The organism is Rhizobium sp. AN6A (assembly GCF_900215635.1).
Taxonomy (GTDB): domain Bacteria; phylum Pseudomonadota; class Alphaproteobacteria; order Rhizobiales; family Rhizobiaceae; genus Agrobacterium; species Agrobacterium tumefaciens.
The window spans coordinates 2,717,524-2,742,097 of record NZ_OCNC01000004.1; the positions used below are offsets into that span (position 1 = coordinate 2,717,524).

Genomic DNA, 24,574 nt, shown 5'->3' on the forward strand with positions numbered 1-24,574 from the left:
CTTCTGTTCATGTCCGGCCATCATAACCGGGTCGGCTTCGCGATCGCCCGCTGCCCTATCGCAAATCGGGGGTGTGGTCAAACAGCCGCTGGTGGGCGCGCAGTGCATAGCTGTCGGTCATACCAGCCAGATAATCCCCCACATGGCGGGCTTTTGCGGCCTTGCTCATACCGGAAATGCTGTCCACCCAGTAGTGACTCTGCATCTCTGCCGGCACGTCCATATAACGGTGGAAAAGGTCGGTAACGATCTGCGTAGCGCCGGCGCGGATGCGCATGATTTCCGGATGCCGGTAGATATGGGCAAACAGCAGTTTCTTGATCTGCCTGTCGGTTTCAGCCATTTCCGGCGAGAAAGTCGCGACGGTAAAATCGGCGGCGCGGATATCGGCCGCACTCTTCGCTTTCAGCCGGGAAAGATTCTGCTGCGCGACCCCGATTACATCCTCGACCATATGGGTAATCTGGCGGCGCATGATTTCATTGGCGAAGCGTTCCTTGTCGAGCACGGGATATTTCGCACGTACCTCAGCCATCAGCTTGCTGAGGAAAGGCACCTCTTCCAGCATCTCGAAGCTCAGATAACCGGCACGCAGGCCGTCATCGATATCATGGGTATTATAGGCGATGTCGTCGGCAATAGCCGCCATCTGTGCTTCAAGGCTGGCATAGCTGCCGATTTCCAGATCCTGCAGCTCGCAATATTCGAGGATGGGCAGCGGAACCGGGCCCTTCACGCCCTCGCCCTCGGCATTGACCAGCGGGCCATTGTGCTTCACCAGCCCCTCCAGTGTCTCCCATGTCAGGTTGATGCCGTCATATTCGGCGTAGCGGCGCTCCAGCTTGGTGACGATGCGCAGCGACTGCGCGTTGTGATCGAAGCCGCCATAGGGCAACAACACCGCATCCAGCGCATCCTCCCCGGTATGGCCGAACGGCGTGTGGCCGAAATCATGCACCAGAGCCACGCCCTCGGCCAGATCCTCGTCCAGCTTCAGAGCACGTGCGAGTGCGCGGGCAATCTGCGCAACCTCGATCGTGTGGGTGAGCCGGGTGCGGTAATGGTCGCCGTCAGGGCTGATGAAAACCTGCGTCTTGTGTTTAAGCCGGCGAAAGGCCGTGGTGTGGACGATGCGGTCCCGGTCGCGCTGGAACTCCGAGCGCGTCAGGCTACCCTCCTCGGCAAAAAGACGCCCGCGCGTGGTCCATGGATCAGAGGCGAAAACCGCCCTCTCGCCACTTCCGAAACCCAATGCGCGCTGGTCTATAATCATTCATCCACCTGTACTGTTCTCTGGCCGGGACTTCCTTTGACCCGAAGTCCATGGCCTTTGACCATTGACCTTTTCATCCACCCTTCATACCTATCGCAAAGGTCGGCGCAAAGCATCATCGCTGCAAAGGCCGTTGCGGACATCGCTATAGACCGTTTATTTGACTGGTTTATAATGGTGGCGACAAATCTATTGCTCTCCGGTTCTTGACCCCGGCACGAGGAACGACATGGAAAACAGCGACATTACACTTTCGGAAGCCGCAGCGAAGCGAATCGCCCAGATCGTCGCAGCGGATGCGGGCAAGCAGGCTCTGCGCGTTTCGGTGGAAGGCGGCGGCTGCTCGGGCTTCTCCTACAAGTTCGATCTGGCGGAAGACCCCGCCGATGACGACATCGTGATTGCGCGCGGAGACGCCAAGGTGCTGATCGACAGCCTGTCGGTTGTCTATATGGCCGGCTCTGAAATCGACTTCGTCGACAATCTGCTCGGCCAGTCCTTCCAGATCAAGAACCCGAACGCGGTCGCAAGCTGCGGCTGCGGCACCAGCTTTTCTATTTGATGGTGATATCAAGCGCCAAGCTTGAGATCATTCACGCCTTTCTCTTCGCCCTCGTTCCTGTGCTCGTCACAGGAATCCAGCCGACGCGCGTCTGCGCGTCGAGACAACCCTTTCAGCCCAAGGACTTGGGCTGACTTGATTCCTGTGACAAGCACAGGAATGAGGGTTTGGGGACGCTGCGGTGCATCCATAGCTGTAGATCTACCCTGCCCCGGCTTCTATCCACCACATCCTCACCAGCCGTTTCCAAAAACGGTGGCAATCGCGCTTGCATCGGGTAAAAGTAACCTCACAAAAGGGAAACTCCGATGAAGATTGCCACCTGGAATATCAACGGCGTCAAGGCGCGTATCGAAAACCTCTGCCAGTGGTTGAAGGATTCATCGCCCGACATCGTTTGCCTTCAGGAAATTAAGTCAGTTGACGAAGGCTTTCCCCGCCTTGAGCTGGAAGCGCTCGGCTATCACGTCGAGACCCATGGCCAGAAGGGTTTCAACGGCGTCGCCCTTCTGTCGAAGATGAAGCCCGACGAGATCAATCGCGGCCTGCCGGGCGACGATGCCGATGAACAGGCGCGCTTCATCGAGGGCGTGTTTTCCGTTGATGGCGGTGCGATCCGGGTCTGCTCGCTCTACCTGCCGAACGGCAATCCGCCTGACGATCCGGTCAAATATCCTTACAAGCTCGCATGGATGGAGCGTCTGCGCCGCTTTGCCGAAGATCGCCTTGCGCTTGAGGAGCCGCTTATTCTGGCGGGTGACTACAACGTCATCCCCGAACCCTTCGATTGCCACGATCCGCGGGTCTGGGCGGGCGATGCGCTGTTCCTGCCCCAGACGCGCTCGGCATTCCGCAGGCTGGAAAATCTCGGCTTTACCGATGCCGCACGCGCGACGACGGATGAACCCGGACTTTATTCCTTCTGGGATTATCAGGCTGGCGCATGGCCGAAGAATAACGGCATCCGCATCGATCACCTCATGCTGTCGGCGGAAGCTGCCGACAGGCTGCAATCGGTCAGCATCGAAAAACATGTGCGGGCTTGGGAAAAACCGTCCGACCACGTACCGGTCTGCGGTTATTTCAATTTCACGCCGATCAATTGAACGGCGCTCGCCGGGTGAGTTAGAGCATTTCCAGTAAAAGTGCTCAGAAACAAAGAGTTAGAGCACGTCAAACGATTCCGTTTAAACAGGACGTGCTCTAAGTCGCCTCAGCCACAATAGACATCATTATCAGTTCGGATCGTCGATCTGCATGTTCTGCGCCATCGCGATGGCCGCGCGGCGATCGTTTTCACCCGCGAGCGAAAAAGCCTGTTCCTGAAGGGTCTGGATCCAGGTGCAATCCACCGCCGTGCACTTGTCGAGCGCGGGCCGTCATGAAGGCGAGCCCCTGCGTCGTCTGGCCTTCCTGGAAAAGCAGATTACCGAAAATCGACATGGCGCCGGCATGGCCGTGCTTGCGTGCCTGATTGAGCCACTTCTTGGCCTGCTGCACATCCGCCCGGCCGCCCTCACCCGCAAGGATCATTTCCGCCAGACGGAACTGGGCCTCAGCCACGCCAAAGGTGGAAGCAACCTGAAAATAAAGCTGGCGGGCCTGCGACAGGTCCATCTTTACCGGAGTGCCGGGAATGCCGTGGCGGTAATAATCTGCGAGCGAAAGAAGCGCGTTGACGAAGAAGCCGGTATCCTCGGAGCCCGGCTCGACACCCTGGCTCGCGATTTCGCTGTAAATCTTGAAGGCTTCGAAGTCGTTCTTGGCAACGCCATCGCCGAAGGCATACATATTGGCAAGCGCCCAGCGCGAGCCGGTATGGCCCTTTTCGGCCGCATAGCGATAGGCCTCGACGGCTTCGTCCTTGTTACCGTTCTTGTAGGCCTTGAAGCCGAACTTGAACAGGTCGAAGGGGCCGGATTCCTTGGTAACGCCTGCGTTGATGTCAAAAGCCAGCACCGGCATTGCGAGCGACGCAAGCAAAAGGCTCATGATGAGCGGCTTTAGAACATGTGCTTCACATTTCAGCATTTAGGCGAACTTCTCTCACTCTTCCCGGCATATAGCCAATACTTGCGGAATACTGCAAAGCTGAACCCCGCCGGGTCGCGATTTTTCGAACACACTGCGTCTTTCCGGCAGCACTTTCCAGCGCACTGCCGGTGGTCATATGCGGTAATTGCTCCAAATTTTCAGTGAGACAGATATAGGCATAATTTCCGGCAATATAACGGCGTTTGACCGCCTGCCGGTCAGCGCCAAACAAGAAACCCGGATCAAATTCCCGTATTACTTGCTTAAACCCTGAATCCAAACCCGTTTTCACTCTTCGCAACTCCGCAGGCCCACATCAAACGCCTGCATGTTCTTCCATCCCCGCGTCCATAAACAGAAGCCAAGCACCTTGTTTGTGGCGGGAAATGGACAGATATGCCCACATTCCAACGCGGCACCACGCTTGCAGAAAAGTGTTGCCAAATCGTCACAAAACTTTCGGGCTAGAAATTTTTATCGAGCAGGAATCATAGTCGGGAACGAAAAAAGGTCCGGTTGGTAAACCGGACCTTTCTTTTCGTTCAGGTGTGCGAATGGTGTCAGAACTTTACCTTGACGCCCGTAGAGATCGCAGCCACGAGATCGTTGCCGAAGTCGTAGCCCGCCTCGTTGCCGCAGGTGAAGCCAGCGCCGCAAGGTCCACCGTTGATGGATGAGCTACCGGAGGTCAGGAGACCGAGAGCACCGGCAACCTTGAACTCGATATTCTTGTTCGGCGAGTAGACGATCTGCGTGCCCAGCGTCCAGGTGTCGGTCTGGGTGCCGATGACAGTCGATGTACCGCGATCCCAGGTTAGGCTTACAGCACCGCTCCACTGTTCGTTGAACTTGTGACCAACGCCGCCGGAAATCGTCCAGCCATCACGATAAAACAGGTCTAGCGTGTTCAGCGTGTCAGCGCCGCTCGGAACGCAGGGAGACGTCCCTACAGCGCAGAAAGGAATGACCTGAATCTGGCTCCAGTCAGTCCACTTCACCGAACCGAAAGCAAGCCAGTCCGGCGCTATGCCGGATTGCACCTTGAGTTCGATACTGTCTGGCATGGAAACAGAGCCATAGATCGGCACGAGCTTGCCGCCGTATTTCGCGAGCGTCGGAGAGATGGACGGCGGCGTCTGCGGAACCCCTCTGACGTCGGCGAACCCGGTCAGGTCGTGATCGACGGCGCTGTTATAAACAAGGCTCGCACGGAAGGCGACCTCGGGGATTTCGTAGGCAACGCCGGCGCGCCAGCCCCAACCGTCCCCTTCCATCTCAAGTTTGCCGACGCCGCTGAAGCTGGACCAGGCCGGATTGAGGCCAAGAACAGCTGGCCCAAGAACCTGACGGTATTTATAACCGCTGATCTCCTGGTAAAAGCCGCCGCCGATAATCGAGAAGTCGCCCTTGCCAAGATCAAACTTCACACGGCATGTGGTGGCGTAGTTGTGCGACTTCACCTTGGTTTCGATATTGTAGCTCGATCCCTGCCAGATGCCGGGATTGAGATGCGCGCCCCAAGGCTGCGAATAATCGAACATGCAGTCGCCGAAATCGCCGATTGCCGCCTTGGCGCCGATGCGGGTCGACCAGAAGTTTTCAGAGTCATCTGCACTCCTTGACCAAGTCGCAGGCAGCGGACCGCTCTTCAGCGGATTGTCACGCGCATTCTCAACCTTGCGCTGAGGCGCAACGAATGTGGCGGAACTGTCGAGAACATAGTCGGACGGGTCGAACAGCAGGTCGATATTGTAGCCACCGCGCTCGAGGCCGCCCGCCAGTGAAGGCGTGACCGCCGCGATGCTGGCTACGAAACATACTGCGCCGCGAAAAAATGCAGTTTTTGCCATCTCTCTCCCCAATCAAGGCAATGTGATCATTGAGAGAGTGAAATGCTTTGTGGCAAATGACAATCTGCCGCGGCGCGGCGCGGTTGCCACCGGATGGCCATTTTTTTACGTAAGTTTTTGATGTTGGGCATCTTACATAATCATTTTAGGCTATTATTCTAATCCAATTAAAAAAAACGACACAAAACGAAACAAACTCCCAACCCGCACCGGAAATGTCGCCAAATAACCACAGTTGGACGTTTCCGAAGAAAATCGCTTATCAGGCCGTTTTTATTGATCTTTTTCGTCTTGCCGCGCGGTTTTGTGCGCCTCGCGGCTGAAATAATCGCGCTGTCACGCAGTGCATGATTCGCCATTGCAACGCAGCAATGAACTGAGCCAGACCTGACAGAACGCAAAACGCCCCGTTTCACGGGGCGTTTTGATTTTACATGCAACAGGAACCTTATCCTGCTTCGCTGACCCGCTGCAGGGCGGTTCGAAGACTTGTCAACTGAACTTCCAGTTCCGCCTTGCGCTCGCGCTCGGCGGCCACAACCTCCGGATCGGCATTGGCCACGAATTTTTCGTTCGACAGCTTCTTGTCGATCCGTTCCATCTCCGCGTCCACCTTGCCGATCGCCTTTTCGAGACGGGCCTTTTCGGCCGCGAGATCGACGAGGTTGCCGAGCGGCAGGCAGACGGTGGCCTCACCGATGATGATCTGCGCGGAGCCCTTGGGCGCCACATCGGCACCACGGATTTCATCGGCACGCGCCAGGCGCCGGATGGCGGCTGCATGGCGATCCAGCCGCGCTTCTGTCGAGGTGTTGGCACCGACCACCACCAGCGATGCGGTGGCGCCCGGCGGCACGTTCATCTCGGCACGCGTCGAGCGGATGCCGGAAACCAGATCGATCAGCCAGTTGATTTCCGCAGCCGCGGCATCGTCGCGGAATTCCGGAGTCGGCCAGTCGGTAAGGCAGAGAAGATCAGCCCGCTCCTCGCCCTCGCCCGCCGTATGCGCCCACAGCTCTTCCGTCATGAAAGGCATGAAGGGATGCAGGAGCTTGTAGATCTCATCCAGAACATAGGCCGCGCAGGCCTGCGATTCCGCCTTCGCCGCCTCATCCTCGCCGCCGAAAACGGGCTTGAGCAATTCCAGGTACCAGTCGCAGAACTGGTTCCAGACAAAACGGTAGAGGATGCCGGATGCATCGTTGAACCGGAAGTTCTCAAGAGCCGCCGTCACATCGCGCGCGGTGTTGGCAAGCTCGGTCAGGATCCACCGGTTGATCGTCAGCGATGCGGTTTCGGCCAGGAAATGCGGATCGCGCTTTACACCGTTCATTTCGGCAAAACGCGTGGCGTTCCAGAGCTTCGTGCCGAAGTTGCGATAACCGGCGATACGTGCCGGATCGAGTTTCACGTCACGACCCTGCGCCGCCATGATGGCGAGCGTGAAGCGCAGCGCATCCGCACCGTATTCGTCGATCAGTTCCAGGGGATCAATGACGTTGCCCTTGGACTTGGACATCTTCTGGCCGTTCTTGTCGCGAACCAGCGCATGGATGTAAACGGTGCTGAACGGCTCGACCGGATTGCCGGCATCGTCCTTCATGAAATGCAGACCCATCTGCATCATGCGGACGACCCAGAACGGGATGATGTCGAAACCGGTAACAAGCACGTTGGTCGGATAATAGCGCGCCAGTTCCGGCGTCTTTTCCGGCCAGCCGAGCGTCGAGAACGGCCACAGCGCCGAAGAGAACCATGTATCGAGAACGTCTTCGTCACGGGTCAGGATTTCGCCCGGCTTGAAGTTTTCAAGCTTCTCCTCGACCCAGGCCTTCCACGGACCTTCATGGGCGATATAATGCTGGATAGCGGCCTGAAGAGCCTCTTCCTCGGTCTTTTCAACGAAGACCTGCCCATCCGGGCCGTACCATGCCGGAATCTGGTGTCCCCACCACAATTGCCGCGAGATACACCAGGGCTGGATATTCTCCATCCACTGAAAATAAGTGTTTTCCCAGTTCTTAGGCACGAAATTGGTGCGGCCTTCGCGAACCGAGGCAATTGCCGGCTGAGCCAGCGTCTTGTTGTCCACCCACCACTGGTCGGTGAGGCGCGGCTCGATCGGCACGCCGCCACGGTCGCCATGCGGCACGACGTGCTTGTGCGGCTCGATCTTGTCGAGCAGGCCGGCTTCCTCGAAGATTTCGACGATGACCTTGCGGGCGAAGAAACGATCCTGCCCTTCCAGGCGATCCCATGCGCCGTGCAGCGCCGCCGGATGATTGAGGCCCTCGAGGAAATCCTCGTTCTCCTTGATGGAGATCGTGCCATCGATATTCATGACGTTGATGGCGCGCAGACCGCAACGCTTGCCAACCTCGAAATCGTTGAAGTCGTGCGCAGGCGTGATCTTGACGGCGCCAGTTCCGGCCGTCGGATCGGCATAGTCATCGGCAACGATCGGGATCTTGCGGCCAACGATCGGCAGGATGACATGCTTGCCAATGATGCCCTTGTAGCGCTCGTCTTCCGGGTTCACCGCAACACCGGTATCGCCGAGCATGGTTTCTGGCCGCGTGGTCGCAACAACGATGTAATCGCGCGTTTCGAACTCGGTGGGCTTGCCTTCCTCGTCAAATGCGATCGGGTGCTGATAGGTCACACCCTTTTCCAGCGGATAACGGAAGTGCCAAAGATTGCCCTTCACTTCCAGCTGTTCGACTTCCATGTCGGAAATCGCGGTCTGCAGCTTCGGGTCCCAGTTGACGAGGCGCTTGTCCTTGTAGATCAGGTTCTGCTTGTAAAGGGTGACGAACACCTCGAGAACGGCCTCGGACAGACCCTCATCCATAGTGAAGCGCTCACGCGACCAGTCGCAGGACGCACCGAGGCGTTTCAGCTGGTTGAAGATCAAACCGCCGGATTCGGCTTTCCATTCCCAGACCTTCTCCACGAAGGCCTCACGGCCCATTTCGCGGCGGCCCGGAAGCTGCTGTTCCATCAGCTTGCGCTCGACGACCATCTGCGTGGCGATGCCCGCATGGTCCATGCCCGGCTGCCACAACACGTCCTTGCCGCGCATGCGCTCAAAGCGGACCAGTATGTCCTGAAGCGTGTTGTTGAGCGCATGGCCCATATGCAAGGAGCCGGTCACATTCGGCGGCGGGATGACGATGGTGAAGGTTTCCGCGCCCGGTTTCGCGTTGGCGCCGGCACGAAAAGCGTTCGCCTCGTCCCAGGCTTTGGCGATCTTCGGTTCGACGGATGCGGAATCGTAGGTCTTTTCGAGCATTTCCTGACCTGAATTTTAGAGTTCTTGTGTGGATTTTTTTAAATAAGGATGGATGGTCGAGAGTCAACAGAAACCGACCCGTCAGCGACTATGACCCCATAGCGCCTTCATCTTCAACAAAAAAGCCGCCCCGGTGCCGGAGCGGCCTCTGTTTCATTATCTTGCGCATGTTACAAGATGCGGACGAACAGGGCCTAGCGGCGCGAGCCGCGCGCCACGCGTTCGATTTCCTCACGCACGAGACGCTCAACCAGGGTCGGCAGATTGTCTTCCAGCCAGTCCTGCAGCATCGGACGCAGCATTTCGGCGGCCATATCCTCGATTGAGCGTCGTTCGACGCCATCGAAAATTTCCGCAAGTTCGCTGAAGGAACGGGCGATCTGCGCACCGGCAGCCGCGGAAATGAGGTTGAGCGAAAGGCCGCCCTCTTCCTTGGGTTCGGCCAGATCGAATGACGGCATCTCGACAGCAGGTTCCTGCACCGAAATCTCGAAATGCTCCTGGGCCACAGGCGTTTCGATGGCGCCACGCAGCGTCAGCTGGTCGAAGCGGTTCTCGAAAGCTGCGCTCTCGACAGCGGCAGCAGCAGCGCGATCCTCGGCGGCAAAAGCTGCCGGCTGTTCACTGGTGCTCGCGGCAGCGGCCGCCAGCAGTGGCCGCACATCCGTCGGGCGCTGCGGCGCAGGGCGTTCAACCTGTTGCACAGCCGAAGGCTGCGGTACGCTGGAAGAATGAGCGGCCGGGGCTGCCTGCATGGGCTCACGCTGCGCCTGGGCGGCAAATGCCTGCGGCCCCATGGCAGCGTTGCGGTCGGCGGCAGCGCGAACGCGCGCGGCAACATCGGCCAGCGACATGCTTTTCTCGGCCGAGATTTCCTGCTGTTCTGGCGTCTGCTTTTCGGAGGCCGCGGAAAAATCCTGCACCGGCCTTGCGCCAAATGCCTGGTTTGCGGCGGGGGGAACGCGTGCCGGCGGGCTGATGGCCTCCGTCACGAAGGACGCTTCGCTTGCGCCATCGTCTTCGTCGTCATAGACAGGCGGCAACTGCCCGGAAAACGCGCCGGTAGGCCCGGTCTCGTTGCTTTCGATGATCCGGCGTATGGACGCCAAGATCTCTTCCATGGACGGTTCACGCGCTACGCTTGGCTGAGCCATATCAATCCCCGGTTTCCACTCTCTAGACCGCCTTGCGTCCATACGGACGCCCAAAGGGCGCTCCAACATTTTAAATCTGCACATCGTTCCTGTCGAAAATCGCTTCCGGTTTTCGGGCCGATGGCCTGAAAAGGGGTAGAAATACGCACACCCCGAATCACCCTTAGTCTAGGGCAGCATAGTCAGGAACTAAATCACTGATTCGACAAGTTTCGCCGTGATGCACAGCTTTGTGAGAATGGTCTTTTTGGGCAATTGGGTGGGCGAAGCGGGTCTGCCGGTGCGGCACCCGCAAAAACAAACGCCGGGGCGGAAAGTCCACCCCGGCGTCCAAAACAATGATCGCTTTTAAAGATCAGAAAACGAATTCGTCCGCCTTGGCAAAACCGGGCAAAGGCTTGATCGAAGCGTTGAAAGAGGTTGCAGCCGAGGTGCTGTTGCCATCGCGGCGGTAAACGGTTGCCTTGGCAGCGTTACCGTATCCGACAACGACGACAAGACGTCCGCCGTCGCGCAGCTGGTCGGTCAGTGCCGCCGGCACTTCCTCGACAGAGCCGTTGATGAAGATCAGGTCATAGGGTGCTTCGCCCGCATAACCCTTTTCGAGATCACCGGTGACAACAGCAACATTGTCATATCCGAGTGAGGCCAGCGTCTCCGTCGCCTCAGCTGCCAACGTTTCGTCGCATTCGAGCGAAACCACCGAACCGGCGAGCTGGGACAGGATGGCCGCGGTATAACCGGCGCCGCCGCCGACTTCCAGCACCACGTCTTCCTTGGTCACCGCCGCAAGCTGCAAAAGCTTCGCCAGCGGCGAGGCCTTCATAACGTAACGGGCCGGGCGACCATCCCGGGCGGCACAGATCTGCAGATCCTCGTCCACATAGGCAATCTGCCGCACACCCGCCGGCACGAAAGCTTCGCGCGCCACGCTCAAAAACGCCTTCAGCACCGAATGCGACGTCACGTCGGTCGTGCGCAACTGGCTGTCGACCATATTGGCGCGTGCGGTTTCGAAATCCATCATATCGTTATCGCCTCAATTTCGCGGATGCCGGTCGGGAAGCCTCGGCCCCAAAAGCTCAAAACGGCACGGGTCTCCCCTCGCCTTTAAACAATCTCATAATTGCCCACGCCTGCGCTTTCAAGCGCGCTGAGCCCTAAGTGCCGGAAAAAGCGAAATGGCCGGGATTTTTTAGAACGGCAAGAGCAGCCAATGACCGCAAGGTGAGCCAAAGGTTCAAAAAAACAGGTTCTATTCGGTGAATTTTTGGAGGCCTCGCCCGGAATTGAACCGGGGTACAAGGATTTGCAGGCTCGAGGGCGGGTATTCGCGTGGTTTCGGGACTCACTATACGAATTGTTTTAACTACATAAATATGCTTTTTGATCCTTTGTACATTCGGGAAAATGATGCTAAAAATGTAGTCCCGGGGACTCTGTTAAGGTATCAGGAATGGCATCCTTCAAACTGACTTTCGATTCTGTTGATGCGCTTGCGGTCGATGGAAAAGACCGCCTCTACTTCGATGAGATCGTCAGCGGGTTTGGGGTTAGGATCACACCTGCCGGTACCAAGATTTTCGTAGCGCAACGCAGGCTGGGTGGTAAACCAGTGCGCGTCTCCTTGGGGACGCATCCTGAAATGTCGGCAACAAGGGCCAGGGCCGCCGCCCGCGATGCGCTCAACAAGATGGGCGGCGGCGTAGATCCACGCAAGGAAGCAAAGCAGGCAACGAGACAGGACGATGACGGATTCGACCAAGTTGTGGAACGGTGGCTCGAAGAACATGTCCGCCCCAAGTTGAAGCCATTGACTATCCGGGACTATGAGAAGATCGCTAACGAGTTGAAAGTCCGCTTCGAGGGCCGTACGTTTACTTCCATCACTAAAGATGATGCGCGCAAGCTTCATGCTGACAAGGCTGAGACGCCCCGCCGAGCAAATTATACGCTCCAGCTATTGTCGGCAGTTCTGGCGTACGGAGAACGCCCCGGTCTAACGGCGGGGATTAAACGCTATCGGGAGGGCGTGAAGGAGAGGATACTAAGCAATAACGAGATGGAGCGAGTGTTCAACGCAATTGCTAGGATCGAGGCGGAAAAGAAGCTTTCTGTTCATGCCTGCGGCGCACTGAAATTTGCCATTTTGACTGGAGCGCGGCCGGCAGAGATCCGGTCGATCGAGTGGAGCTTTCTCGATCATGAACGCAAGCGCGTCGTACTTCCTGACAGTAAGGCGAATCGGCAGCGCGTCCTTTACTGCTCGAGCCTCGCATGGTCAGTGCTCACTGCGATGCCCCGTTTTGGTAAGTTCGTTTTCGCCGGCGAGGCAAAAGATACAAGCTACCAAAATCTCACACGGGCCTGGATCAAGGTACGGAAAGAGGCCAAGGTACCAGACGTTCGCCTTTACGACTGCCGTCACTCGTTTGCGTCGCAGGCTGCGCTCGCGGGTCATAACCTGCCGATGATCGGCGCATTGCTCGGTCATTCGGTCCCAGCAACTACGGCAAGGTATGTGCATCTCGTCGGAGACCCAGCATCATCAGCCGCACAGGACGTCGGTGATCGCATCACCGCGGCGCTCGCTAGAGGAGCCGAAACAAAGGGCGCAACGTCTCTGGTTAAGCGGAAAGGCGCCAAGTGAGCCTGTTTAGTTACAATCTAGATCAGCGTGCCGCCATTCTCGAATCTCTCCCGGGGCCAATCTGTTTCGGGACTTATGTGGCGACTGACGATGAAGTGGTTGCTGTCCTCGCGGCGCGAGCGGCCGAGTATATACAGCGCGCGCGGATGTCGACTGTTGAGGGCATTCGAGAAAAGCTTGATGCGCTAGAAGTGGTCAAGGAACTTTTCAGCGAACCCGTCGACCTCACCCATAGGGAACGGATCGCCAACGAGATCGACCGCTGGAATGCAGAACTCGACCTTATCAACCGCCCCAAAGAACACCGCGCACGGCTGCGATTTATTGTCGAGGCCTTCGAAGTCTTTGCGCATGCAGAAGGTTCGTTTTCCCCGCTTGTGAGCACAATTGCCCTTTCGGAGAGCGGTAGCCCAGCGGCTCGTTTCTTCGAGTCTGCGATCGCCCCAGTTTGTCGCGCTGCTGGCGAGGGCCTGAAGATGCGAGCAGCAATAAACGCTTTCAAGGTTTTTCGTGATGAAATCCGTGCGGCAGAAATCGATCTGATCCGCAGCGAAGTCGAGTGTGCAGCGAGAGCCGGAAAAACCTGATAGTCGCTGCATAGGTTCGTTCCGCACTTTCGCGTATTTTCCGAGCATCGAAAACGACTGAAGCGGAGATAAGCGAAGTGGAAAAGATTGAGCAAGTCGACGTGCTGGACGACCTCATCGACGAAACAGAGGCTGCCCGGCTGATCCATCAGACGCCACGCACGCTTACAGTCTGGCGCGGCGAAAAGAAGGGGCCTGCTTTCGTCAAGCTTGGCCGCCGGGTCTTCTATCGAAAATCGGATATTCGAGCCTTTGTGGTAGCCCAGACCGTCAAACCAGAAGCAAGCCGATGAGGACGCCCTCTCTGAAGCGCCTTCGTGGGCAGGCGGAAAGGCTTGGCCTCAGAATTGAGCGATCAAGCGCCAAGGTCCGCCACATCCACAACGTAGGGCGTTACCGGCTCGTAAGAATTGAAAATGAGAGTGTTGTTGCTGGGGCGCGGTGGGAGTTGGAGCTGACCGACATTCGCGACGAGCTTCGCCGCGCTGGCGGAAAACGATAGAGCTCAGTAGGTCTCGATAAAAAGCCCGCCTGTTGGCAGCAGGCGGGTCAATGCTTCGTCTTCAATGTCACATGAATAATCAGACGAAGCCCCTGAAAAGTCAACATTTATGGGGATTTTAATGTCGAGGGAGTTCTCAAAAGTGAGCCCTGCAATCTGGCGTTCCCGGCGTTTCCGCAACCTCGAAAGCGATGCCCGCCTCGCCCATATTTATTTTCTCGCCTGCGACCACCAAAGCAGCGCTGGTTGTTTCCGGCTACCGGATGCCTACGCGGCGGCGGATCTTTCATGGGATGTTGAGCGATACCGGACAGCACTCGAACAGGTGGTGACTGCCGGCCCTGATAGCTCACGATGAAGCGACGGAAGAGGTTTTCGTAAAAGGCTGGTTCCGCTTCTCTCCACCCATGAATGACAAGCACGCGCAGGGTACTGAGCGCCTGATATCCAATATCGAAAGCGACACCCTTAGATCGATCGTTGAAGCGGAATTCGATGAGGCGAACAGGTCACGTCGATTGTCTGCCCAGAAAGGACGAGCTGCCGCGCAGGATCGCTATGCATAGCGTCTCGAAACAGTATCGCGACGCTATCGATATAAGAGACAGAGACAGAGACAGAGAACCAGACCGAAAAGAAGAAAAAGACCAGACACAGACGCAGACGGTGAGGAAGACGCGGTCGGTGAAACATGTGCCGCGCCACCATCGTAGCCATAGCGATGGTTCAGTAGAGTTGAGGATAGATTCATGACCACCATAGAAACAACAATCAGCATCCGTCCAATCGTGGTTACGTCGCAGACGTTCACCGACGGCGTGGCGATGTTCGAGACCGCCACCCAGCATCGCGCATGGGGGATTTTCGTCAGCGGCCCGGACATGAACGTCGCCGGCACGGCACCAAACCGCCAGGCTGCTATCGATGCGGCAACGGAGCTCGCCATGCAGCAGGGGTGGAAGGTCCTCCACATTGCGCCGGAGGCAGAGGAGATGGTGCCAGGGGAGACGCTGCAATGATCTCTGTCCACGTCGCAAAATTGGTGCAGCGTGTCCTACGCACCGATCAGTTCACGGTAACTGCACCTGATAACGCAACGCGCTTCGTCGTCATCGAAGGCGACTGGCGACACCGAGCCACGCCGATCGGTGACTTCGATTGCTTCGAACATGCGATGCTCGTTGCAGAGGTCGAGGCCCGTAAACGCGGCTGTGAGGCCGTCGACTGCACACTTGACGAGGCTGGCGCGTGACGCCCTTGCCCACCCCGCGGTTAGGTTCTTCCGGGCGGGTGGGCAGGGACCGCGGGTGCACGGCAGCGCAGCCTTTGAGCGATTTTAGCTCAAAAATTTCTTCGATTCGGATTCGTTTTAAGGAGACAAAAATGGCGAATATTCCCGATGTGGTGACAACGGTGCAAATGGCAGCAGTACTCGGCATTCATGAAAGGACGCTGCAGAAGCTTGTCAAGGATGGATGGATTGAGGGCAAGATCGGCCACGACCGTTGGGACATGAAAAAAACGGTCCAGTACTATGCTACATATGTCCGACTGGCCGCAATTAGTGGCAAGCAGTGATCGAGGATGTGGGAGTCGGTACTAATACCCAAGATAGCCAAAGACGGCGCGCTTGATTGCCTCTTCAACCACCGCGCCGCCAACATCCAGTCCTCTCCTACCCGTCGCCCTAGCGGCTTTTCCAATCCACTCAAGGGTTTTTTTGCCGACGCTTTTAGGTTTTTCCTGATCGACGGTGAGCAGCTGGTCCTCTGTCAGGGCGGTGTCTAGCTCTGCAAGCTGATCTTGCTCTACGCCAAGTGCGCGAAGTGAATCTCGCAAGCTGTTGATGTCGCCCGCGACCACTGTGGCGGATTTAAATTCGGCAACGGCTCCGAGCACATTGTTCCCCCCCATGATCGTAACGTTGTAGATACGATCGACTGTGGTCGGCGGGATTTGGGCGAGTGACGTCTCTCCTTCGCCTGGAGATGCTGCTTCTATTTCGAGCATGAAGGTGAGCAGTCTAGTTCGGACGGTGTCCACAAGACCGGTGATAACCGACCCCGGTATTTCTAGCCACGCACGATTCAGGGCGAGATCCTCGAAGAATTTTTCCTGGTACATGATCACCAGATCAGCGGGCCACTGGATCGCTGAAGTTTTCGCCGGATCGTTACGTTCGTACGATGCAATCGGCTGACGTAGGCGGATATCTCTTGCCCAGTGACGATGCTCTGGCTTTAGAATGCTGCTTGCCAAAGGCTGATCATTGATTTGTTGCCCGAAACCGCCAATGAAAAGACCTTTGGCTGTTCCGACTGCCTTCCGGTAGTCTGGTAACTCTTCATCCAAAGAGTAACCATTGAGCTCTTTTTCGACCCATCCCCGCACCCGTTCATTTTTAATTCGATATGTAAGGACGAGTGTTCTGCGAAGGACGTCGCTGATTGGGTCTTTCGTCTCACTGAGGCTTTTGATTATTCCTTCAATCAATCGATGAATCCCCCATTTCGATTGCAGGCATAGTACTCGAGTCCTGCAATCGATAATGGATAATTACCAACCATTCACCGAAATTATGCTTCCCCGTAGTTCACGTTTGAAAACGAGGTCTGCGCCTCTCGATTCAGTTTCTGATCAAGGCCTGAAGTTAGCGTCGCCACCAGCGTCTGCGCCGCCTCAGTTGCCGCGCGCTTCACGTCTGCCGCTGACGAGCCGTTGAAGGTCAATTGGATCGGTGCATGCACCACGATCCCGCCGCCACTGTCGAGCGCATGGTTCGGGGTGATGCCACCGCTGCGACCTGGCGTGAATATCTCAGGGCCTTGTTCGCCGACCAGATAAGATTTGCCCCCAGAAACAGGTCCACCTCTTGCCCTTGCTCCCGAGATCGGCGTGGCAGGATCCCCAACGGCACCTGTGTTGCCGCGGTTACTGACGCCCCACCGTGACAGCGTTGCTTTTAGCGCATCCGTCTTGGCCTGCGCTGCGTCGATGCTGCTCGAGTCGATCTGTGGCTTCACCTGCAGCTGGTCGAACGACCTGATACGGTTCTCGAGCATGTCGAGATCCTGCTGGAGGGGTTGGATCAGCGTGTTTGCCATCTCCGGAATTCTGGAGTTGGCGCGGATCTCAGCGATTTTCCGTCTCTTCTCATCCGCCTGCGCGCGCAGATCTGCGGCGTCATCCTGATCCTTCGGCATCCAGTGCTTGCCGCCGGCAATGGTCCCGAGCTCTCGCCCACCTTTGCCGAGATAGCTGCCGATCTCCCATCCTGCGATAGCCGCGCCGAGCGGCCCAAGGAAACGGGCACCGGTTCTGGCAACACCCCATGCAGCCCCAGCACCGCGTCCCGTTGCGGCTGCGCTTCCTCCGAACATCCGTCCATATAGCGCCCTTGCACCGAGATATGTTGCGGTGGCACCAGCTCCAGCGGCGACAGCAGGACCGGCCACGCTGGCAGCTTTGGCCGCCTCTGGATGATCCTTCTGCCACCGCTCAAGAGCGCCGGACACCTCAGATATGCCGCCAGCCATGCTGTGTAAGATCGAGCCAGCGGATTGCATCGCGGGATTAGTGAGTACCGCGCCGAAATTGGTAAGCGAAGTCCCCAGCTCGTTAAGTGACGCTACTGGATTCTGACCAATACTGTTTGCCGCATCGAGCCCCTGCGAACGGTTCATCATTTCCACGCCGCGAGCGGTTATCAGTTCGTTTCCGATCGCATGTGCCAGGAAGTCGGTGACGGTTGACCTGAATCCGCTCTTCGCGAGGCTGTCAGCGACAAGACCATGAATGGCGCGCTCCTCAATCACATGGGAGTCCCCTGTGGGGTCAGCTTTCTGAAGGGTCTCCATTCTAGCCTTAATCTTTTCCGGGTCGAGCACGCCCGCCTGCTTCAACGCTGGCATCAATACCTGCTGCGCCCAAGTCGTCGGATCTGTCGACAGTACATCTGCCCCTTTGATTTCGCCTTCGATGTAGAATTTGCCGCCCTCACCAGATTTAATCTGATCCGGACTGATAAGGCCCGCGTTGGAAAGCCAATTAGCCCCCTGCTTGGTCATTCGACCGCCAACCAGAGTGGACATGACCTGTGCCGCCTCGTTGCCGAGCCGAGATGCATTGCCTTGCGCAAGTCGGGCGACAGTCGATCCGTAAAACGCTGGATCGCTCATAGAGAAGTTCGCGGACTTGGCGTTGGCGACGAAATCGCGGAATGCGTCTGATGTTACGCCAGTTCCGAAAACCTGCTTTCCCCGGACGTATGCGTTGAGCACGTCCTCTATTGCGTTCGGATCGCCAGCGCGGCCGGAGCCCTCCACCGTCAGCGCGAGATTGCGAACGTCCTGCTCAGACAGTTCATATCCGCTCGCCTGCAAGGCGGCCCGCGCCTTGGCAATTGCAAGCGAGTCGCGCTCCATTTTCTCGAAATCAATCGGTGCATTCGGATTTCCGGTACCTGCCAGCGACCGAAATTCGACGTAATCGTGCAGGGACTGCTCCTGCGACGTGGAGGGAAACCGCGCAGTGACCTTTGCCGCGATAGCGCGAGCACGCTGCACTTCGCCAGGATTGTTCGACGTGGCAAGAATGCGGGTCGCCGCTGCCTCTTGGCCTGCGCCGGCCTGCACCGCGCGCTTGGCGCCGCCGGTCACCATCGTTCCCCCGGCGGCGGCCGCGGCCTCATACGCGGGCGAGCCGCCCCCTGGAGGACGCTGGCCGGGTGGCTGGCGTGGCGGTGGCGGCTGGCGCGGAGGCTTGGGTCTGCGAGCCTCCGCATCGAGGCGGCGCATTTCACGGATCGTTTTGGCAATCTCACCACGGATGGACTGCTGCGAGCTGGAAATACCGCGTCGGCCGGCGATGCCGTAGGACTGGAGCGCGCGTTCAGCGCCCCGTACGGCATTACCTTGCTCGCGGAACGCCTGACTGGTCGCTTTCAGCTGGACCTTTGCAGACTCCAGCTCGGACTTCATCTTCGCCGTCGGCTTGGTCGCATCCTTCAGCGCTTGCTCGAGACGGGTGACGTTCGAACGCGCCGCCGCCATCTGCGTGCTGAGGTTTTTGAACCCACGCCGCTGCGCGGTGAAGTCTTCGATGGAGCCCGCCTTCTTCTGAAGGTGCTCCAGTTGCTTGACCATCCGCCTGATCTCTGGAGTACCGCCACGGCCGAACCGGGCCAGAGCGCCGTCAACGCCTTTGAGAGAGTTCGCGGCGTTTTTAGAGGGGCCGCTGACCGAGTCGATCATCTGGAGACGGAGGGTTGCTGTGCGTGTTGTCATGGTCGAACCTATCAAATCCTGTTAAGTATTTTCGATATCGATAAATTTCTATCATGAATCATTGTTTACTGATATGTTCCCGTTGCGTTCTCAAGGGAGACTTAAATGACAATCCGCCAGGCTGACCTTGCTCGCGAGCTGGCCACTTCCGAAATGACCATATCGCGGCTCCTGCGTGGCCTCTACCGAGACAGCCAGGAGCTCACCGAGCTGGATTGCGTCAAGGTGTTCGCCACCGTGGAATTGCAGCGGCATGGGCTTTCCCGATCGGTCGCACTGGAACTGGTCAACGATCTAGGGAGCGAATTTCGTTATGTCGCTCAGCACAGCAAAAACCGTTGCTGGGCCGTGATGATCAAGAATGGAAATCAAAGCTTTCCGATGCCAGCGGTCTCACCGGCTCACCTCGACTCGATTTTGTCCGTTCGTCCCATGTCCCGGGTTATCGCACTCCACCACATCGCCTCGCAGGCATCCGAACGTCTGGCGTCGTTGAAGGCAGCGAAGGAGGCAGCCAATGCCTGAGATCATTGACGCCATGCAGACGCGTGCGGACCGAAAGCTCTCCTCGTTTAACGCTGATGCTCGCACGGTTGACATTGTTCTGGCGACGGAGTCGGAGGTGAAGCGCCGCTCATGGGAGGATGGCCTTTACATCGAGGTTCTCTCTGTCACCCGGACTGCGATCGATGCTGGCCGTCTGGACGCGCTTCCGCTGCTCGACCAGCATGATGCTTATTCGGGCCTCGCTGCCCGTCTTGGTTCCGTTCTGGCCGGTAGCCTACGCATCGAAGGCGGCAGCGCGATCGTAACCGCCAAAATCTCACGCAACGCTGGAGGCGAGGCGCTATTTCGTGACCTTGAAGATGGCCACGTACTTGGGGCCAGTGTTGGCTATCGCATTGACGCATTTGAGAAAAAAGACGCGCCGTCCGGCGGTCTTCCCACTATCCGCGCAACCCGCTGGACACCGCTCGAGCTGTCTATTGTCAGCATCCCGGCAGATCCTGCTGCAACGACGCGCGCCCACGAAACCGAAAGGACCACAGAAATGCCCCAGCAGCCCAGCGAGAACCAACAGCAGCAGCGGCAAGCGCCGACGAACATCATTCACGAGCGCACGCGGGTAAAGGAACTGCGCGGACTGGCGAAAATGGCAGAGGTCGAAGACACCTTGCTAGAACGCGCGATCGACGAAGGAATGACGGTGGAACAGTTCCGCAATGCTGTGCTGGAGCAGATGGTCGCGCGCGAAGAGCAGTCCCCGACCTTCCCGCATTCGCCAACTCACATGGATTCCCGCATGGATGCCCAGGAAACCACACGCCGGATGGTAGCGAATGCCATCCTTCACCGGCATGGTCTGACAGAAAAGCTTGAGGACGGCGCACGCCAGTTCCGCGAAATGACCCCCGTGGATCTCGCACGCGAACTTCTCCGGCAGCGTGGGGAGAATGCCTATGGAGGTTCATCGAGCATCATTCAGCGAGCATTGCACACCAACAGTGATTTCCCGGCGATTCTCGGTGACGTCGCACGCCAAACGATCATGGCCTCCTATCGCAGACCTAACAACACGTTCCAATTGATCGCGCACAAAAACGTTGTGACTGATCTCCGCGAGGTGAAGGTGATCGATATCGGTGGCGCGCCGGATCTGAAGTTGGTTCTTGAGGGTGGTGAATACACCAGCGGCACCATTAGCGAAGCTGCCGAAGGCTTCACCATGGCTAAGTATGGCAGGAAGTTCGGAGTCACCGAGGAGCTGCTCATCAACGACCAGCTCGGCGGCGTAATGAAGGCAGTTGCAGAGTGGGGACGAAAGGCCGCCAAGCTTGAGGGGGACCTCGTGTGGGCCGCCATTATCAATAACCTGCTCAAGTTGAAGGATGGTAAGCCGATCTTCGACCCCGCGCATAACAACGTGGCGGCAACCGGAACCGCACTCACCAAAGAGAACCTCATCAAGGCACGCCTGGCATTCCGGCGACAGAAAGACATTGACGGCGAGCCAACGGACATCTCGCCGAAATACCTCTTCACCGGGTCGGCCCTTGAAATCGATGCGCAGTCACTGATTGCTGCCGCACACGTGCCTACCACCGTCACCGATGCGATCCCGCAGGCAATCAAGTCGATGGTGCCGATCTATGAGCCGCGCCTCGACAAGATCCCGACGAACGCGTGGTTCCTGTTCGCTGGCGAGGAGGACACACTTGGTCGAGGACTACAGTACGCTTATCTCGCCGGCCATGAAGCCCCAAGCATTACAGAGCGCATCGGCTTCGACGTCGACGGATTCGAGTTCAAAATAAAGCAGTACTTCGGGGTGGGAGTGACGGACTACCGGTTCGCCTACCAGAACCCGGGTGTCGCTCCGCTGTAACTGAATTGCCCGGGAGGCCTTGCGGCTACGCGCCCCGGGCATGGCGCCGGTGATCGCCTGTAATCACCCCAGGCCAATGGTGGTCCCCCTCCCGAGCAAATACGGGAGGGGTTTCTTATTCAGCCAGCGAGGTACTTCCGATGGCACTTTTCGACAGATTGGACCGTATGACATCCGCCCAATGCGATCGCATGTTCGCAGTGAGGGCCGTTATCGACGGCATACAGGCCACGCCCAATGGCCGGCCGCAACCGGACCCGGAGCGCCGTGAGATCCATGTGCGAGGCATATTCGACGAGGTGCCGGCATTCGCGCCGATCGAACAGGGCAAGCGCGACGGAGTCGGCAACGATCTCCGCACGCTGGTGCACGGTGCCGATTTCCAACTCAGCGTAGACGTGCGGCGATATCCGGCGGCAGCCAGCGCCAGGCAGGGCGATTTGCTGGTGCTGGACGATGCCCGCAGGTTCCGGATTTCCAGCGTGCGACCGGACGGGTTATCGCGATCGGTCTTTGTGCTGACGAAGCTTTGACCGGGCGGCGCGGGCGCGGACCTCGTCCATTTGGGAACCGCTCGACCTCAACGCCGCGAGCTCTTTTTCGAGGCGGTCATAAATCGGCAGGACATTTATGCCGTTTTCCCCAAGTAGGACGATAATCTCGGCCAGCTTGTCGAGCGCCCGCTCAACCCGTTCGATCGTAATAGGTTGGGTCATTTCAATCTCACTGTAGGTTGGCTTCGGTCCGATATTCGTCCGGCGTCATACGGACGTGATAGGCGAGATAGGCAACAGCAAAAGACTGCTCCGAGGCTTCATCATCCGTCGCGGGTTTCCAGCGCGTGATTGCACATGCAATAAGTCGTAGGCGCCTTGCTAGGCGATCATATTCCGCCTCGAGGATTTCATCCGCGCTTTCGTCGGTCGTGACGCGTGGCATGTTCATCACCCCTTCAAGGGTGTCCATTTGACGTGTCCATGCTATTGCGAGCGTGTGAAGTTGGTCGACGTGCATCGACTGAAGCTTTTGTTCAAATTCTACATTGCCGGTAATATCCGCGATCATCGCAGCTCTCCTTGGTTGGCTGGATGATTCGTAGCGCAAAACCCTCGTACGAGGGGTACGAACTGCAATAAAATTTAAGTACATTATGTACTGTAAATGGGGGGCGGATTAAGAACCAAATCCGCCCTAAGTTTTTAACTTATTTGCAAATCGCCCACGGTAAATCCATCTACCGCTTTCACCTTGCCGCGCCACAGCATTCCGTTGTTGGGGATTGGCGCTCCGCTGGATTGATATACCCGCGCGTTGCGAAGGTGGATATATGTTGGCTTAACAGAAAGAATGTCTATTTCTGATCCAGACTCGGGATAGACCGCCGACCACTGTCCAAAGTTCTTAGCGAGCGTCTCCGCGAGTTCAGCGGATGGTCCTTTGGCGGTGCGAAAGCTTGAAGATAGTTCTTCAATGTATTTACGACCGCTGATCACCGAACCAGAGATCAAACTTCCGCTGACGGAGAGCGTCACACCGACCTCAAGGCCATATGCTTCGGCGTGAGCAATTACCCACGCCAACATCCAATCGTGCCCCGCAGCTTGGTCCAGAAAGTTATTATCGCTGCTTTCGTCGCCGGACGAATCATCGCCAGTCTCACTGTTGACGTTTTCATTTTCATTGACTGAATCTGTCATGGGTCGCTCCTTATCGATATCAGAACGTGTGACAGAGTGAATTGCGCGTTACAAGAGTTGCGCAAATTTGATCCACTTAAAATATCAAACGACGAAATAGAGTCCCCGGCGAGTCACCAGAGGCTTCGCGCAGCCACAAATTATAGAAGCGAACTTGTGGCTTAGTCTTTGAAAAGACTAATGGAGGCCTCGCCCGGAATTGAACCGGGGTACAAGGATTTGCAGTCCTCTGCGTCACCACTCCGCCACGAGGCCTCACACGCTCATGAATTTGAGCGATGGCGGGCATTTAGAACGAATCCATTATGCGCGCAAGAGGGTTCGTTCCGAATGTGCTGTTTTTTCCAGTCCGATGGACAAAGGGCAATCGCCCATGTCCTAAGCCCTTCGGATTCCGTCATTTTTTGTATCTCACTCATATTCCAGAAGAAACAATGCCCGCAGCCGGCGCTTTGCGCGGGTGCGGGCAGTCGCTGCATCTTCAATGCGGATCGATCAGATGCGACCCAGCAGAACAAGAATTAGGACGATGACCAGAACCAGTCCGAGGCCACCCGAGGGACCATAACCGTAATTGTGGTAACCCCAGCTTGGCAAAGCACCGATCAGGAAAAGAATGATGAGGATAACGAGAATGGTGCCGATCATGTTTAGCCCTCCATGAATAAATTGTCTGCGCTGTATTTAATGACCAAACACGCAAAAAGTTCCGTTTCCTCCATCCGCTTGTGGCGTAGGCCGGGGAATCCATCTCCAGCCGATTCAACGGGTTAAACGTCATTTGCGGACAACGCGGCGGGGTCGTGCGCGCGCATGGCGGCAAAGATTGGCTACGCACCACGCTCCGGCCCCGGGTGATCGACCATGGTAGCGATTTATTCGAGGTAATTTCTCGGTCTATGTATATCGCGTGCCGTTCGTCATACTAAATCAAGTCACCCGTTCCCTGAAACTGGCGGGGGACTGGGAGACCTGGTATCACTGGCAGTGCGCCAGGTCTCACCTGTTTCCTTCTTCTCCGGCGATCTTCCCGCAGCACGCAAACCGTTCCCCAAACAGGCACACGGACATTTTACCTGCGGCGCTGCACGCCACGCTTGCCTTGCCTCTTTCTCTCCGGTTAGACCCCGGATCGGGAGGGAGAAATGAGAATCATATGTCCGGTTTTGCGAACCTCATCCCGCTTTTCATCTTCGGCCTGCTCGTCTACGCTTTCTTTCGCTGGGTCGCGCGCGACACTCAAAATCCGAGACGCAAGTAGCAGGTGCAAATAGCTCTGCCCTTTATCACCGGCGGGGAACC

The 24,574-nt window shown here is 57.3% G+C and carries 24 protein-coding genes, 1 tRNA gene and 1 pseudogene; 13 read left to right on the plus strand and 13 right to left on the minus strand.

The genetic code is table 11. From position 1 onward, the window contains the following. Positions 1-55: 55 nt before the first annotated feature. The gene (locus CRO62_RS25965; protein ID WP_097102790.1) at positions 56-1,273 is read right to left on the minus strand and encodes a deoxyguanosinetriphosphate triphosphohydrolase; all 1,218 of its coding nucleotides are present in this window, start codon (positions 1,271-1,273) and stop codon (positions 56-58) included. Between the two features lie 229 nt (positions 1,274-1,502). Here CRO62_RS25965 and erpA point away from each other — a divergent pair, with 229 nt between their 5' ends. Continuing rightward, a complete protein-coding gene (gene erpA / locus CRO62_RS25970) occupies positions 1,503-1,835 on the plus strand; it encodes an iron-sulfur cluster insertion protein ErpA (RefSeq protein WP_003515615.1) in 333 nt (110 codons plus the stop codon). A gap of 308 nt (positions 1,836-2,143) precedes the next feature. Next, a complete protein-coding gene (xth, locus tag CRO62_RS25980) occupies positions 2,144-2,941 on the plus strand; it encodes an exodeoxyribonuclease III (RefSeq protein WP_097102794.1) in 798 nt (265 codons plus the stop codon). A gap of 129 nt (positions 2,942-3,070) precedes the next feature. On the opposite strand, the pseudogene exoR reads toward xth, so the two are convergent. The 6 genes and pseudogenes from exoR to CRO62_RS26010 form a co-directional block, all read right to left on the minus strand. Beyond that, a pseudogene (gene exoR, locus CRO62_RS25985) lies at positions 3,071-3,866 on the minus strand (exopolysaccharide production regulator ExoR). Then, on the minus strand, positions 3,853-4,161 hold the full coding sequence (locus tag CRO62_RS25990) for a hypothetical protein (protein ID WP_233283652.1): 309 nt from the start codon (positions 4,159-4,161) through the stop codon (positions 3,853-3,855). The pseudogene exoR and the gene CRO62_RS25990 overlap by 14 nt, the downstream one beginning before the upstream one ends. 268 nt (positions 4,162-4,429) lie before the next feature. After that, a complete protein-coding gene (locus CRO62_RS25995) occupies positions 4,430-5,719 on the minus strand; it encodes an outer membrane protein transport protein (protein WP_003515621.1) in 1,290 nt (429 codons plus the stop codon). 448 nt (positions 5,720-6,167) lie between these two features. Further along, a complete protein-coding gene (locus CRO62_RS26000) occupies positions 6,168-9,011 on the minus strand; it encodes a valine--tRNA ligase (protein ID WP_019566150.1) in 2,844 nt (947 codons plus the stop codon). A 194-nt stretch (positions 9,012-9,205) separates the two neighbouring features. Next, positions 9,206-10,165, minus strand: coding sequence for a cell division protein PopZ (popZ, locus tag CRO62_RS26005; protein ID WP_097102796.1), 960 nt, complete (start codon positions 10,163-10,165; stop codon positions 9,206-9,208). 355 nt (positions 10,166-10,520) lie between these two features. Beyond that, the gene (locus CRO62_RS26010) at positions 10,521-11,192 is read right to left on the minus strand and encodes a protein-L-isoaspartate O-methyltransferase family protein (RefSeq protein ID WP_097102798.1); all 672 of its coding nucleotides are present in this window, start codon (positions 11,190-11,192) and stop codon (positions 10,521-10,523) included. A 429-nt stretch (positions 11,193-11,621) separates the two neighbouring features. On the opposite strand from CRO62_RS26010, the gene CRO62_RS26015 reads away from it, so the two are divergent. From CRO62_RS26015 to CRO62_RS26040, 8 genes are all read left to right on the plus strand, one after another. Beyond that, positions 11,622-12,815 carry an integrase gene (locus tag CRO62_RS26015; RefSeq protein ID WP_097102800.1) on the plus strand — a complete coding sequence of 398 codons (1,194 nt, stop codon included), beginning with the start codon at positions 11,622-11,624 and terminating at the stop codon, positions 12,813-12,815. After that, on the plus strand, positions 12,812-13,402 hold the full coding sequence (locus tag CRO62_RS26020; RefSeq protein WP_097102802.1) for a hypothetical protein: 591 nt from the start codon (positions 12,812-12,814) through the stop codon (positions 13,400-13,402). The genes CRO62_RS26015 and CRO62_RS26020 overlap by 4 nt, the downstream gene beginning before the upstream one ends. A 77-nt stretch (positions 13,403-13,479) precedes the next feature. Further along, positions 13,480-13,695: a helix-turn-helix transcriptional regulator gene (locus CRO62_RS26025; RefSeq protein WP_210201861.1), complete on the plus strand. Its 216-nt coding sequence runs from the start codon at positions 13,480-13,482 to the stop codon at positions 13,693-13,695. Continuing rightward, positions 13,692-13,904, plus strand: a complete 213-nt coding sequence (locus tag CRO62_RS27090; protein WP_143539411.1) for a hypothetical protein — start codon at positions 13,692-13,694, stop codon at positions 13,902-13,904. The genes CRO62_RS26025 and CRO62_RS27090 overlap by 4 nt, the downstream gene beginning before the upstream one ends. Before the next feature lie 142 nt (positions 13,905-14,046). Further along, positions 14,047-14,262 (plus strand): hypothetical protein, encoded by a 216-nt coding sequence (locus CRO62_RS27095; protein WP_143539412.1) that lies wholly within the window; start codon positions 14,047-14,049, stop codon positions 14,260-14,262. A 391-nt stretch (positions 14,263-14,653) separates the two neighbouring features. Further along, entirely contained in the window at positions 14,654-14,923 is a 270-nt protein-coding gene (locus CRO62_RS26030; protein ID WP_097102804.1) for a hypothetical protein, read from the plus strand. After that, entirely contained in the window at positions 14,920-15,156 is a 237-nt protein-coding gene (locus CRO62_RS26035; protein WP_097102806.1) for a hypothetical protein, read from the plus strand. The genes CRO62_RS26030 and CRO62_RS26035 overlap by 4 nt, the downstream gene beginning before the upstream one ends. 131 nt (positions 15,157-15,287) lie before the next feature. Further along, a complete protein-coding gene (locus tag CRO62_RS26040; protein ID WP_097102808.1) occupies positions 15,288-15,482 on the plus strand; it encodes a type IV toxin-antitoxin system AbiEi family antitoxin domain-containing protein in 195 nt (64 codons plus the stop codon). Between the two features lie 21 nt (positions 15,483-15,503). Here the strand turns inward: CRO62_RS26040 and CRO62_RS26045 are convergent, their stop codons facing one another. After that, positions 15,504-16,397, minus strand: coding sequence for a hypothetical protein (locus CRO62_RS26045; protein ID WP_097102810.1), 894 nt, complete (start codon positions 16,395-16,397; stop codon positions 15,504-15,506). A gap of 83 nt (positions 16,398-16,480) precedes the next feature. Beyond that, on the minus strand, positions 16,481-19,189 hold the full coding sequence (locus CRO62_RS27375; protein ID WP_097102812.1) for a hypothetical protein: 2,709 nt from the start codon (positions 19,187-19,189) through the stop codon (positions 16,481-16,483). 105 nt (positions 19,190-19,294) lie between these two features. Here CRO62_RS27375 and CRO62_RS26055 point away from each other — a divergent pair, with 105 nt between their 5' ends. The 3 genes from CRO62_RS26055 to CRO62_RS26065 all read left to right on the plus strand — a co-directional run bounded on the left by CRO62_RS26055 (position 19,295) and on the right by CRO62_RS26065 (position 22,108). Then, complete coding sequence (locus CRO62_RS26055) at positions 19,295-19,714, plus strand: hypothetical protein (protein WP_097102814.1); 420 nt, start codon at positions 19,295-19,297, stop codon at positions 19,712-19,714. Further along, positions 19,707-21,575: a prohead protease/major capsid protein fusion protein gene (locus tag CRO62_RS26060; RefSeq protein ID WP_097102816.1), complete on the plus strand. Its 1,869-nt coding sequence runs from the start codon at positions 19,707-19,709 to the stop codon at positions 21,573-21,575. The genes CRO62_RS26055 and CRO62_RS26060 overlap by 8 nt, the downstream gene beginning before the upstream one ends. Positions 21,576-21,715: 140 nt before the next feature. Continuing rightward, positions 21,716-22,108 (plus strand): hypothetical protein, encoded by a 393-nt coding sequence (locus CRO62_RS26065; RefSeq protein WP_097102818.1) that lies wholly within the window; start codon positions 21,716-21,718, stop codon positions 22,106-22,108. 190 nt (positions 22,109-22,298) lie between these two features. Here CRO62_RS26065 and CRO62_RS26070 read toward each other — a convergent pair whose 3' ends face one another. The 4 genes from CRO62_RS26070 to CRO62_RS26085 all read right to left on the minus strand — a co-directional run bounded on the left by CRO62_RS26070 (position 22,299) and on the right by CRO62_RS26085 (position 23,920). After that, a complete protein-coding gene (locus tag CRO62_RS26070; RefSeq protein ID WP_097102820.1) occupies positions 22,299-22,640 on the minus strand; it encodes a hypothetical protein in 342 nt (113 codons plus the stop codon). 134 nt (positions 22,641-22,774) lie between these two features. Continuing rightward, positions 22,775-23,272: a gas vesicle accessory protein GvpU gene (gene gvpU, locus CRO62_RS26075; RefSeq protein WP_097102822.1), complete on the minus strand. Its 498-nt coding sequence runs from the start codon at positions 23,270-23,272 to the stop codon at positions 22,775-22,777. A 181-nt stretch (positions 23,273-23,453) separates the two neighbouring features. Continuing rightward, positions 23,454-23,527 (minus strand) — tRNA-Cys (locus tag CRO62_RS26080). A 240-nt stretch (positions 23,528-23,767) separates the two neighbouring features. Further along, positions 23,768-23,920: a DUF3309 family protein gene (locus CRO62_RS26085; protein ID WP_097102824.1), complete on the minus strand. Its 153-nt coding sequence runs from the start codon at positions 23,918-23,920 to the stop codon at positions 23,768-23,770. Between the last annotated feature and the right edge of the window lie 654 nt (positions 23,921-24,574).